Origin of the sequence: Marinobacterium rhizophilum (assembly GCF_024397915.1) — a bacterium.
Lineage (GTDB): Bacteria > Pseudomonadota > Gammaproteobacteria > Pseudomonadales > Balneatricaceae > Marinobacterium_A > Marinobacterium_A rhizophilum_A.
Genome location: NZ_CP073347.1, coordinates 1,735,119 through 1,748,277 on the forward strand (window position 1 = coordinate 1,735,119; position 13,159 = coordinate 1,748,277).

Consider the following 13,159-nt stretch of genomic DNA (forward strand, 5'->3'; position numbering starts at 1 on the left):
CACATTTATCATTCAAACGCTAATATTTTATAGATTAATAACTAATGGCGAATAATCTTTCAATCCGGCACCTGCGGGCCTTTGTCGCCGTGGCCCACCAGGGCAGCTTTACCCAGGCTGCCAAGCACCTGCACCTGACGCAGTCATCCCTGACCGCCACCATCAAGCAGCTGGAACTGCACAGCGGCCTGATCCTGCTCGACCGCACTACCCGGCGCGTGCTGCTCAACCCCGAGGGCGAGCGTTTTCTTCCCGTGGCCGAGCGGCTGCTGTCGGATTTCGACACCGCTCTGTCCGACCTGCAGGCCGTGGCGGAACACCAGCACGGCCAGGTGGGCATCGCGGCATCCCCCTCCACCATCGCCTGCCTGCTGCCGACGGTGGTACAGGCCTACCGCCAGCGACACGCCAATATCGGCATTCTACTGCGCGATGACAGCGCCGCCGGCATCGAACAGCATGTGCTGGCCAACGATGTGGATTTCGGGGTGGGCGGCAATCACTCGGACCAGCCCGACCTGGAATACAGCCCGATTCTGCGCGACCGTTTTGGCGTGGTGTTCAGCGCTGGCCATCGCTTCGAACAGACGCCCCCCCAGGCGCCCCTTCCCTGGCAGGCACTGGCCAGCGAAGAACTGCTGATGCTTTCAACCGACACCGGCATCCGCGCCCAGCTCGCCCAGACACCCGCCGGCCATAGCGTGCGCCTGGATCGCCCCGCCATCGAAGTGTCCAACCCCGCGGGCCTCGCCGCCCTGGTGGAAGCCGGCATCGGCCTGTCCGTGCTCCCGGCACTGGCCGCCGGCACGCGCTCGTTCGAACACCTGCATTTCAGGCCCCTGTCGGAACCGGCCATCTACCGCGACCTTTACATTATCCGTCGTCGCGGCCGCTCCCTTAGCCCCGCCGCCCACGCGATGCTGCAACTGTTGCGCCAGACCTTTGCCACCATGCCCCTGCCGGCCCATGTCGACGCGGTTATCTGATGTACTCCCCAATCCCGGCCCGCCATAAAAGATAACGGTATAAAGTCTACAGACTCAGCATTCACGCAAAAAAATGGCGACCCTGGGGTCGCCGAATCATTGCTGGAGACTGTTTAAGGCTCTGTTACCGGATGCAGCCCACTGTACCCGGCAACAACAGCCATCGAAGGATTAAACCCCGTTTTCATGACAGTATGCGGCGACTCTGGCAGCCGCCGCAGCCTAGGTCCCTGACCGGTCGCTATGCCTGCACCTCATCTTTCAGGTGATTGGCCAGAAAGAACCAGGTATCCAGTACCGAGTCCGGGTTGAGGGAGACGCTGTTGATCCCCTGCTCCATCAGCCACTGCGCCAGATCCGGATGGTCGGACGGGCCCTGGCCACAGATACCCACATATTTCCCCTGCCGGCGACAGGCGTCGATCGCCATGGACAGCAACCGCTTCACCGCCTCGTTGCGCTCGTCGAACAGGTGGGCAATTACGCCGGAGTCACGGTCCAGCCCCAGGGTCAGCTGGGTCAGGTCATTGGAACCGATGGAAAAGCCGTCGAAGTACTCGAGGAACTGATCGGCCAGCAGGGCGTTGGAGGGAATCTCGCACATCATGATCAGACGCAGGCCATTCTCGCCCCGGCGCAGGCCGTTTTCGGCCAGCAGTTCAACCACCCGGCGCGCCTCGCCCGGGGTACGCACAAAGGGAATCATGATCTCGACGTTGGTCAGGCGCATGGTGTCACGCACGTACTTGAGCGCCCGGCATTCCAGCTCGAAGCAGTCCCGGAACGATTCGGAGATATAGCGCGCGGCACCGCGGAACCCCAGCATCGGGTTTTCCTCGCTGGGTTCGAACTCGGCGCCGCCGATCAGGTGACCGTATTCGTTGGACTTGAAATCCGACATGCGCACGATGACTTTTTTCGGGTAGAAGGCCGCCGCCAGGGTGGAGATACCTTCCACCAGCTTGTCGATGTAGAAGTCCACCGGGCTTGCGTAGCCGGCAATGCGCCGGCGAATGGTCTGCTGCAGTTCCGGCGTCTGGCTGTCAAAATTCAGCAGCGCCTTGGGGTGCACGCCAATCATGCGGTTGATAATAAACTCGAGCCGGGCCAGCCCGACACCGGCGTTGGGCAGTGCCTGAAAATCAAAGGCCCTATCCGGATTACCCACGTTCATCATCACATCAAAGGGCAGCGGCGGCATGGATACCACGCTGTTGGTCTGATGCTCGAAACTCAGCTGACCTTCGTACACCCAGCCGGTGTCCCCTTCGGCGCAGGACACCGTCACCCGCTGCCCCTCGCTCAGCAGCTCGGTGGCATCACCGCAACCGACGATGGCGGGTATGCCAAGCTCGCGGGCGATGATGGCGGCATGGCAGGTACGGCCACCACGGTTGGTGACAATGGCCGCCGCCCGCTTCATGACCGGTTCCCAGTCCGGGTCTGTCATGTCGGTCACCAGCACGTCGCCAGGCTGCACCAGGTGCATCTGGCTCAGGTCGCTCACCAGGCGCACAGGGCCGGAGCCGATACGGTGGCCGATGGAGCGTCCCTGGGCCAGCACCTTGCCCTTTTCCTGCAGCAGGTAACGCTCGATCACATTGGTCTGCGCCCGGCTTTTAACCGTTTCCGGCCGCGCCTGCACGATGTACAGCTGGCCGTCATCACCGTCCTTGGCCCATTCGATATCCATCGGCCGGCCATAATGGTTCTCGATAATAACGGCGATGCGCGCCAGGCCTTCGACGTCGTCATCGGAAATGGAGAAACGATTGCGTGCGTCCGCCGGCACTTCCACGGTTTCCACGGCCTTGCCGGCCCGCCCATCGCTGGTATAGATCATCTTGAGCGCCTTGGAGCCCAGGTTGCGACGCAAGATGGAGGGTACTTTCTGGCCCAGGGTCGGCTTGAATACATAGAATTCATCGGGGTTAACCGCGCCCTGCACCACCGTTTCACCCAGACCGTAGGCCGAAGTAATAAAGACGGCATGCTGAAAGCCCGATTCGGTATCCAGGGTGAACATGACGCCGGCGGCGCCGGTCTCGCTGCGCACCATGCGCTGAATGCCGGCGGACAGCGCGACATCGATATGCTCGTAGCCCTGGTGCACCCGGTAGGAAATGGCCCGGTCGTTGTAGAGCGAAGCGAACACTTCACGAATGGCGTGCTTGACGTTGTCCAGCCCGCGAATATTCAAAAAAGTTTCCTGCTGACCGGCAAAGGAGGCATCCGGCAGGTCTTCGGCCGTGGCCGACGAACGCACTGCCACCGACATGTGCGCATTGCCCTCGGTCATCTCGGCAAAGGCGGACTCAATCGCCTGTTCCAGGTCCGGCTGCAACGGCGCCTGCAGAATCCATTCGCGGATCTTGCGACCGGTGGCCGCGAGCGCCTGCACGTCGTCGGCATCCAGGGTTTTCAGCGCCGCTTCGATACGCTGCGACAGCCCCTCAAAGGCCAGGAAATCGCGGTACGCCTGCGCCGTGGTGGCAAAACCCGACGGTACCCTGACACCCGCCGAACTCAGCTGGCTGATCATCTCGCCCAACGATGCATTTTTTCCGCCTACTGTATCGACATCGGCCATGCCAACCTGGTCAAGGCGCTGTACATAATGCTGCAAAATGCGTTCTCCTGTTGCCCGTTTTGAGTACCGTCAAACCGCCCGTGAACACGGAACCTGCCGGATAATACTGCAGTTTTAACAGAAAATCGCCGCCCTCCGACAGCTAATTTGGCGCGGATAAAATCTGTTATAGTGCCAGCATTCAGCGGTTTTCCGGCCGCCAAACCCGATCTCAGCGGCTATAGCAGCCTGGACGCACGCCATGAACCGTACCGCTTTTTTTATCTCCGACGGCACCGGCATTACCGCCGAAACCCTGGGCAACAGCCTGCTGTCCCAGTTCGATGGCATCCGTTTTAACAAGGTGACGCTGCCCTATATCGACACCCTGGAAAAGGCCCAGGCCGTGGCGCAGCAGATCAACGCTGCGGTGGACGCCGACCAGGTGCGGCCGATCATTCTGGATACCATCGTCAACGAGGAAATCCGCGCCTATATCGCCCAGTGCAACGGCATGATGATCGACGTCTTCGCCACCTTCCTCAAGCCGCTGGAAAAGGAACTGGGCGTGCATTCCACCTACACGGTGGGCAAGTCCCACGCGATCCAGGAAATGCACCGCTACAAGGACCGGATCGAGTCGGTCAACTTTGCGATCGACAACGATGACGGTGCCCGTACCCAGCAATACGACCGGGCCGATATTATCCTGGTTGGCGTGTCACGTTCGGGCAAAACCCCCAGCTGCCTCTACATGGCACTGCAATACGGCATCCGCGCGGCCAACTACCCCTTCACCGACGACGACATGACGCTGCAGGATCTGCCCGCCTGCCTGCTGCCCCACCGCGACAAACTCTACGGCCTGACCATCGACCCCTTCCAGCTGGCCGCGATCCGCCACGAGCGCCGGCCCAACAGCCGTTACGCATCCCTTGATCAGTGCACACTGGAAGTGCGTACCATTGAGCGCCTGTTTCGCCAGCAGCAAATTCCCTGCATCAACACCACCACCTTTTCGGTGGAGGAAATTGCCACGCGCATCATTTCCGAAGCCCGGCTGGCGCGCCAGCTGTAACGCCCGCACGCAAAAGGCCCCGCAACCCAGGCAGCAGTACTGCCTGGGTTGCGGGGCCTTCGTTCAGGGCTCAGCACGCCCGACCCGCGCCATCAGAAGGCATCGCCCGGCACGCGCACCCAGCCTTCCATCAGCACCCGGGCGCTGCGGCTCATGACCGCCTTTTGCACCACCCAGTCACCGCCAACCTGGCTGGCCTTCGCACCGACACGCAAAGTGCCGGAAGGGTGGCCAAAGCGCACCGCATCGAGCTCACCGCCACCGGCGGCCAGGTTCACCAGGGTGCCCGGTATCGCCGCCGCCGTGCCGATGGCCACCGCCGCGGTGCCCATCATGGCATGGTGCAGCTTGCCCATGGACAGCGCCCGCACCAGCAGATCCACATCATCGCTCTTGACCTGCTTGCCACTGGAAGACACATAGGCCGCAGGCCCCGCGACAAACGCCACCTTGGGGGTATGCTGGCGCGTAGCGGCTTCCTCCAGCGTGGAAATCAGCCCCATGCGCAGTGCGCCCTGGGCGCGCAGGGTTTCAAGCCGGGCCAGCGCCCGTTCGTCACCGTTGATCGCCTCCTGCAGCTCGGTCCCGCTGTACCCCAGGTCCGCCGCATTGACAAAGATCGTCGGAATGCCGGCATTGATCAGTGTCGCCCTGATCATCCCGCCTTCGACGACCTCAACCGGCACTTCCAGCTCATCCACCAGGTTGCCGGTCGGGAACATCGCCCCTTCGCCGTCAGCCGGGTCCATGAACTCGACCTGCACTTCGGCCGCCGGGAAAGTCACACCGTCGAGCTCAAAATCACCGGTTTCCTGCACCGCGCCATCGGTAATGGGCACATGGGCGATGATGGTCTTGCGGATATTGGCCTGCCAGATACGCACCACCGCCACGCCGTTGTGCGGAATACGGCTGGCATCCACCAGGCCGCTGCTGATGGCGAAAGAACCCACCGCCGCGGTAAGGTTGCCGCAGTTGCCGCTCCAGTCCACAAACGGCTTGTCGATGGATACCTGACCGAACAGATAGTCGACATCGTGCTCAGGCTGGGTACTTCTGGACAGGATCACGGTCTTGCTGGTGCTGGACGTGGCGCCCCCCATGCCGTCGGTCTGTTTGCCGTAGGGGTCTGGGCTGCCGATCACCCGCAGCAACAGCGCATCACGCGCCTTGCCGGGCACCTGGGCGACGTCCGGCAGATCCTCCAGATTGAAAAACACGCCCTTGCTGGTGCCGCCACGCATATAGGTGGCGGCAATCTTTATCTGAGGTACATGAGCCATGGCAGCTGTTCCTTTAAAAACCCGCAGAGAAAAAGGTTCTGACAGGCCCGCAAGGCACGCAACCGTGCCCCGCAGGCCATCACCGACAGGTGAAGATCAGGCGCTGACGCTGGACTCGAGGAAGTCCTGTGCAAAGCGCTGCAGCACGCCGCCAGCGGCATAGATCGAAACCTCCTCGGCGGTATCCAGGCGACAGCGCACCGGCACCTCGACCTGCTCACCGTTGCGACGGTTGATCACCAGGGTCAGCTCGGCACGGGGCGTCGGCTCGCCGATAACATCATAGGTCTCGGTGCCATCGATGCCGTAGGTATGCCGGTTTTCGCCGGACATGAACTCCAGCGGCAGCACGCCCATGCCCACCAGGTTGGTGCGGTGAATGCGCTCGAAACCTTCCGCGACGATGACCTCGACGCCCGCAAGGCGTACGCCCTTGGCCGCCCAGTCACGGGAGGACCCCTGACCATAGTCGGCACCGGCCACGATGATCAGCGGCTGCTTGCGCTCCATGTAGGTTTCGATCGCCTCCCACATGCGGGTCACCGTGCCCTCGGGCTCGATACGGGCAAGGGAGCCCTGCTTGACCTTGCCGTTTTCCTGCACCATTTCGTTGAACAGCTTGGGGTTGGCAAAGGTCGCGCGCTGCGCCGTCAGGTGGTCACCCCGGTGGGTGGCGTAGGAATTGAAATCCACCTCCGGCAGGCCCATCTTGTGCAGGTAGGCACCGGCGGCACTGTCCAGCAAAATGGCATTGGAGGGCGACAGGTGGTCGGTGGTGATGTTGTCACCCAGTACCGCCAGCGGGCGCATGCCCGTCATGGTACGTTCACCCGCCAAAGCACCTTCCCAGTACGGCGGACGGCGGATATAGGTGCTCTGCGCACGCCAGTCGTACAGCGGTGTCACCTGCTCGCCGTTGTCGTCTTCCACGGCGAACATCGGGATGTACACCTGGCGGAACTGCTCGGGTTTCACGCTTTGACGCACGATGGCATCGATTTCTTCATCGCTGGGCCACAGGTCTTTCAGCGTGACCGGCTGGCCATTCTTGTCGGTGCCCAGCACATCCTTTTCAATATCGAAACGAATCGTGCCGGCAATGGCATAGGCGACGACCAGTGGCGGTGAGGCCAGGAACGCCTGCTTGGCGTAGGGGTGGATGCGGCCATCGAAGTTGCGGTTGCCCGACAGCACTGCCGTGGCATAGAGATCACGGTCGATCACTTCCTGCTGAATTTTGGGGTCCAGCGCGCCGCTCATGCCGTTACAGGTGGTGCAGGCAAAGCCGACGATGCCAAAGCCCAGCTGTTCGAGTTCCGGCAGCAGGCCGGCATCTTCGAGATACAGCTGCACGGCCTTGGAACCCGGCGCCAGCGAGGTTTTGACCCAGGGCTTGCGCACCAGGCCGCGGGCATTGGCGTTACGCGCCAGCAAGCCTGCCGCGATCACGTTGCGCGGGTTGCTGGTATTGGTGCAGCTGGTGATGGCCGCAATAATGACCGCACCATCCGGCATCAGGCCAGGTTCGTTTTCCACCGTGCCGGCAATGCCGTGCTCGGCCAGCTCAGCGGTGGACACCCGCTTGTGGGGATTCGAGGGACCGGCGATATTGCGACCGACGCTGGACAGATCGAACTTCAGTACGCGTTCGTACTCGGCGTTTTTCAGGCTGTCGGCCCACAGGCCCGTGGTTTTGGCGTAATTTTCCACCAGCGCAACCTGGTCATCATCGCGGCCGGTAATGCGCAGGTAGTCGATGGTCTGGTCATCGATGTAGAACATCGCCGCCGAGGCACCGAATTCCGGCGTCATGTTGGAGATGGTAGCGCGGTCCCCCAGGGTCAGAGCCGCGACACCTTCACCGAAGAATTCGAGGTAAGACGACACCACTTTCTGGGCACGCAGGAATTCGGTCACGGCCAGCACGATATCGGTGGCGGTAATGCCGGGCTGACGGGTGCCGGTCAGCTCCACACCGATAATATCCGGCAGGCGCATCCAGGAGGCACGCCCCAGCATCACGCTTTCGGCTTCCAGGCCGCCAACACCGATGGCGATAACGCCCAGGGCATCCACGTGGGGCGTGTGGCTGTCCGTCCCCACCAGGGTATCCGGGAAGGCCACACCGTCGCGGGCCTGGACGACGGGCGACATTTTCTCGAGGTTGATCTGGTGCATGATGCCGTTACCCGGCGGAATCACGTCGACGTTCTTGAACGCCTTCTTGGTCCAGTTGATAAAGTGGAAGCGGTCTTCGTTGCGGCGGTCTTCGATGCTGCGGTTCTTGTCAAAGGCATCCTTTTCAAAGCCACCGTGCTCAACCGCCAGGGAATGGTCGACAATCAGCTGCGTCGGCACGACCGGGTTGACCTTGGACGGATCGCCACCCTGTTCGGCAATGGCATCGCGCAGGCCCGCCAGGTCCACCAGCGCGGTCTGGCCCAGGATGTCATGACAGACAACACGGGCGGGATACCAGGGGAAATCGAGATCACGCTTGCGCTCGATAAACTGTTTCAGCGACTCGGTCAGGGTGGCAGGATCGCACCGACGCACCAGGTTCTCGGCCAGCACGCGGGAGGTGTAGGGAAGCTTGTCGTAGGCGCCGGGCTGGATCGCATCGACGGCCGCACGGGTGTCGAAATAATCCAGCGCAGTGCCGGACAGGGATTTGCGGTATTGGGTATTCATGGCGCCGGGACTCCATCGAGTGACGGTCAACCAGGTGCGGCCGGATCAACCCTCGGGTATTTCGCCGGCGGCGGCCTGTCTGACCAGATTAGTGAGAGGACGCTCGCAATGCGAGCGCCCCGGGAGCCTGTCTGGCTTTTCCACAGTAGATCAGTGTTAAGTTCGACAGGCTCCTGCGGTTCAGGCGCGATCTTCGATCGCAATCCAGTCCGCGTGATCGGGGCCGGTATAGTCGGCGCTCGGGCGGATAATGCGGTTGTTGGCACGCTGTTCAATGATATGGGCCGTCCAGCCGCTGACGCGCGAACACACGAAGATCGGCGTGAACAGCTTGGTGGGAATCCCCATGAAGTGATAGGCCGAGGCATGGAAGAAGTCGGCATTGCAGAACAGCTTCTTCTCGCGCCACATGACCGCTTCGCAGCGCTCGGACACCGGGTAAAGCACAGTATCGCCCACTTCTTCAGCCAGCAATTTGGACCATTTCTTGATCAGCGCATTGCGCGGGTCGGACTCGCGATAGATCGCATGGCCGAAGCCCATGATCTTTTCCTTGCGCGCCAGCTTGCCCATAATTTCGCGCTCGGCCTCATCCGCCGAGGTCCAGTTCTCGATCATTTCCATGGCCGCTTCGTTGGCGCCGCCATGCAACGGGCCGCGCAGCGTGCCGATGGCCGCCGTCACGCTGGAATGAATATCGGACAGCGTGGAGGCGCAGACGCGGGCGGCAAAGGTCGAGGCGTTGAATTCATGCTCGGCGTACAGGATCAGCGACACGTTCATCACCCGCTCATGCAGCTCGTTCGGCTTCTCGCCGCGCAGCAAGGTCAGGAAATGGCCACCAATGGAGTCCACCTCCGGCGCCGCGGTGTCGATACGCACGCCGTCGTGGCTGTAACGGTACCAGTAGCAGATGATCGACGGGAAACTGCCCAGCATGCGGTCGATATGATCGTGCTGATCGGCAAAGTCCAGCTCGGTTTCCAGGTTGCCCAGCATCGAGCAGCCGGTGCGCATGACATCCATCGGATGGGCATCAGCGGGAATCTGCTCCAGCACGGTTTTCAGCGCCTGGGGCAGGTCACGAAAGCTTTTGAGCCGCGCGATATAGGCATCCAGCTCGGCCCGGTTGGGCAGCTTGCCGTACAGCAGCAGGTAGGCCACTTCCTCGAACTGCGCCTTGTCGGCAAGCTCGCTGATATCGTAGCCACGGTACGTCAGGCCTGCACCGGACTGACCCACGGTGCACAGCGCGGTTGCACCGGCGGACTGACCACGAAGACCGGCGCCGCTCAGTTGTTTTGCTTCAGCCATCCTGTCTCTCCTTATTATTGGGGTAGAAAGTGTTGCCCTACCCGGATACACGAATCGATTAGCGTACCTGCGGGGGACCCCAGGCCCCCTCGCCTGCCACGGCTACTTGTTTTTGCCTTCGGCAAAGAGCGCATCGAGTTTCTGCTCGAAGTCGTGATAGTTCAGAAAATCGTACAGTTCCATGCGGGTCTGCATGCTGTCGACCACCGCGCGCTGATCACCGTCGTGCAGCAGATGTTCGAACACGTTCAGTGCCGCCTTGTTGGCCGCACGGAACGCGGACAGCGGGTAGAGCACCATGCTGGCACCGTTGTCCGCCAACTCCTGCTTGTTGAACAGCGGCGTGGCGCCAAATTCGGTGATGTTGGCCAGCAGGTGGGCGCCATTGATGCCATCGGCGAAGGCACGGTAGTCTTCCAGCGTGTGCACGGCTTCGGCGAAGATGCCATCGGCACCGGCTTCCAGGCAGGCCTGGGCACGTTCAACCGCCGCGTTCAGACCGTCCTGCTGGAAGGCATCGGTACGGGCGATAAGGAAAAAGTCGTCGTCGGTACGGGCATCCACCGCCGCCTTGACGCGATCCACCATTTCTTCCAGCGAGACGATTTCCTTGTTGGGGCGATGGCCACAGCGCTTTTGCGCCACCTGGTCTTCGATATGTACCGCAGCGGCGCCCCCCTTGATCATTTCCCGTACCGTGCGGGCAATATTGAAAGCGCCGCCCCAGCCGGTATCGATATCCACCAGCAGCGGGGTGTCCACCGCGTTGGTAATGCGACGCACATCCTCCAGCACATCATTCATCGAGGTCATGCCAAGATCCGGCAGGCCGTAGGACGCGTTGGCCACCCCGCCACCGGACAGATAGATCGCCTGATGCCCGACCCGGGTCGCCATCATGGCGTGATAGGCATTGATGGTACCGACGATCTGCAGCGGCTTGTTTTCAGCCAGCGCCTTGCGAAAGCGTCCGCCCGCGGTAAGTGTGTCAGCCATGTTTTTCTCCCAGATTCGGATTCAAGTTATCCAGTTTGTCTTTGATGTCGAGGCAACCTGACGCCCTGAGCTACAAGCTGCCGTCAGCCATGCTGCTCTTCCTGCGTGCTGTTGACAGCTTGAAGCTTGGCTTCGATGTTGCGCCGCGCCGCACTGATGTGACGACGCATCAGCAATTCCGCCAGTTCCGGATCCCGCGCATCGATCGCATCAACGATCTGGCGATGCTCTTTCAAAGCCCGCTTGGGGCGAGAGCTGGAAACACTGAACTGATAGCGGTACATGCGTACCAGGTGGTACAGGTCGCTGCCCAGGATCTCCAGCAGCTTGGCATTCTTGCTGCCCTGGACAATGCGAAAATGAAAATCCAGATCGCCTTCCTTCTGAAAATAGGCGCGGCCTTCCAGTTCTTCCACCGAACGCTCATGGGCATCCAGCAGATCCCGCAGCCCCTGAATTTCAGCTTCGGTCATGAACTCGGCCGCCAATCGGCAGGCCATGCCTTCGAGCGCTTCGCGCACCCGGTAAATCTCGACCAGCTCATTGGCCGACAGCTTCACCACCCGGGCGCCGATATGGGGCTTGCGCTCGATCAGGCGCAGACCTTCAAGCCGCCGCATGGCCTCGCGCAATGGCCCGCGACTGATGCCATAGACGCGCGCCAGTTCCGGCTCGCTGATCTTGTAACCCGGCGGCATCTCACCCTTGACGATCGCGGTGACGATTTCCTCGCAGACGCGGTCCGCCAGGGTCCGGGTTTCCATTTGAATTGATCGCACAATCGTTTTGTCTGTCATAGGGACTCAAGAACTGAAGACTGTCGACAATGTTTAAGTAAGGCCACCTTAACGCCACTCAAAACACAGGTCAACCGTCAATTTGATATAAAGTGTCGACACTATAGGTATAAACACCTATAAAAACGGCCTCACGTCCAGGATTCAGGCTCAGGTGTCGGCAGATTCCAGATACCGCAGCAACTCCGTTTCCATGGTCGCGGCAATCTGGCGCGGCTTCTGGAACGGCAGGGAGTGATCCGTGCCGGCGACCAGAAAGTAGTGCCAGTTGGGCAACCGCTCCGCCAGCTGGCGGTGGTACTGGTGCATGGGATCGACACTGCGCCCGCCGATAAAACTGCTGACATCCCCCTGGGCCGCGACCAGTGCATCCCGGTCCAGCTCGCCGATTGCCCGCGTAACCGCATTGAGTGCATTGGCAAACCCCTTGGGACGCGCCGCCAGGCGGGATACCATCATTTTTTCGGCTTCGGGCTTGATCTTTCGGTCCGGCGAGATGGCATCAAGAAACTGATAAACCCCCTGCTGCGCATTTGTACCCACCAGGTGGCCGACCGCAGCGCTATAGCGCTGGCGCAGTGCCACGGTGCTGGTCCAGTCCGGCCGATCCAGAATGGCGGACTCCAGCAGGTACTGCTTGCGAACCCGCGCCGACTGCTGCTGTTTGAACAGCATGGCGACCAGCCCCCCCAGGGAGTAGCCGCCCAGGTCGAAGCCCTGCCAGCCAAGATGGTCAACCAGTGCCACCAGGTCCGCCACCAGCACCTGGATACCATAGGGGTGCTCCACCTGATCCGGGCTATGGGTATCCCCCATGCCACGCTGGTCGGGCACCAGAATCCAGCGCCACTGCCGGGTAAAGGCAGTCAGGGCATGCCAGGTATCAAGGCCGGCAACGCCGGCGCCGTGCAGCAACACCAGTTTGCGGTCGGATACTGCCGCCTCGTTGTGATAGAGCCGATAGCTCAGGTGCTGGTCCGCCAGCTTCAGGCAGTGCCTGTCTACAGAAAAAGGGTGACGCATGCAGAAATCCTTGGTTAAGCACAGAGAGCGCAGGCCAAAAGGCGAGCCCGCAAAACCGCTCGAACACACAAAGTGTCGACACTTTGAGCCCAGCGGCACAATTATAGCGCCCTCATCGGATCCTGCAGCCTTCTCAGGCGCGACAGGCCCCAGGCACCCGCACAGACAGCCGCGAACTCCATCCCTTACACAAATCCTGTAACCAGACCGATCAGAACCCAGCTTCCTCCAGCCTTCTAGGAGGCTGTCCGAGAATGTTAGCCGTAGCGAGAGCCGACTGATTTGAGCGGTTTTTTTTCGGTGTTTTAAGGCGAATAGTGGTTCTATTTAACGCAAAACAGCACAAAAAACAGCCAAACTCAGGTGGCTCGCAGTAGGTTGAGTACTGTCGGACAGCCTTCTAGTGCATTGCCCCGGCGCCG

General features: G+C 61.1%; 9 protein-coding genes. 2 read left to right on the plus strand and 7 right to left on the minus strand.

The window, feature by feature from the left end; all coding sequences use genetic code 11:
• Positions 1-44: 44 nt before the first annotated feature.
• Complete coding sequence (locus tag KDW95_RS07795; RefSeq protein WP_255855720.1) at positions 45-986, plus strand: LysR family transcriptional regulator; 942 nt, start codon at positions 45-47, stop codon at positions 984-986.
• A 241-nt stretch (positions 987-1,227) separates the two neighbouring features.
• Here the strand turns inward: KDW95_RS07795 and ppsA are convergent, their stop codons facing one another.
• Positions 1,228-3,576 carry a phosphoenolpyruvate synthase gene (gene ppsA / locus KDW95_RS07800; protein WP_370646699.1) on the minus strand — a complete coding sequence of 783 codons (2,349 nt, stop codon included), beginning with the start codon at positions 3,574-3,576 and terminating at the stop codon, positions 1,228-1,230.
• Between the two features lie 241 nt (positions 3,577-3,817).
• Between ppsA and ppsR the strand changes: the two genes are divergently transcribed.
• Positions 3,818-4,633: a posphoenolpyruvate synthetase regulatory kinase/phosphorylase PpsR gene (gene ppsR, locus KDW95_RS07805; protein WP_255855722.1), complete on the plus strand. Its 816-nt coding sequence runs from the start codon at positions 3,818-3,820 to the stop codon at positions 4,631-4,633.
• Positions 4,634-4,725: 92 nt separating this feature from the next.
• On the opposite strand, the gene prpF is transcribed toward ppsR, so the two are convergent.
• The 6 genes from prpF to KDW95_RS07835 form a co-directional block, all read right to left on the minus strand.
• Positions 4,726-5,916, minus strand: a complete 1,191-nt coding sequence (prpF, locus tag KDW95_RS07810) for a 2-methylaconitate cis-trans isomerase PrpF (protein ID WP_255855723.1) — start codon at positions 5,914-5,916, stop codon at positions 4,726-4,728.
• 96 nt (positions 5,917-6,012) lie between these two features.
• On the minus strand, positions 6,013-8,607 hold the full coding sequence (gene acnD / locus KDW95_RS07815; RefSeq protein ID WP_255855724.1) for a Fe/S-dependent 2-methylisocitrate dehydratase AcnD: 2,595 nt from the start codon (positions 8,605-8,607) through the stop codon (positions 6,013-6,015).
• Between the two features lie 180 nt (positions 8,608-8,787).
• Positions 8,788-9,921 (minus strand): bifunctional 2-methylcitrate synthase/citrate synthase, encoded by a 1,134-nt coding sequence (gene prpC, locus KDW95_RS07820; protein WP_255855725.1) that lies wholly within the window; start codon positions 9,919-9,921, stop codon positions 8,788-8,790.
• 102 nt (positions 9,922-10,023) lie between these two features.
• A complete protein-coding gene (gene prpB / locus KDW95_RS07825) occupies positions 10,024-10,917 on the minus strand; it encodes a methylisocitrate lyase (RefSeq protein ID WP_255855726.1) in 894 nt (297 codons plus the stop codon).
• Positions 10,918-11,000: 83 nt separating this feature from the next.
• Positions 11,001-11,681, minus strand: coding sequence for a GntR family transcriptional regulator (locus tag KDW95_RS07830; protein WP_255855727.1), 681 nt, complete (start codon positions 11,679-11,681; stop codon positions 11,001-11,003).
• A 183-nt stretch (positions 11,682-11,864) separates the two neighbouring features.
• A complete protein-coding gene (locus KDW95_RS07835; protein WP_255855728.1) occupies positions 11,865-12,737 on the minus strand; it encodes an alpha/beta fold hydrolase in 873 nt (290 codons plus the stop codon).
• Positions 12,738-13,159: the final 422 nt, after the last annotated feature.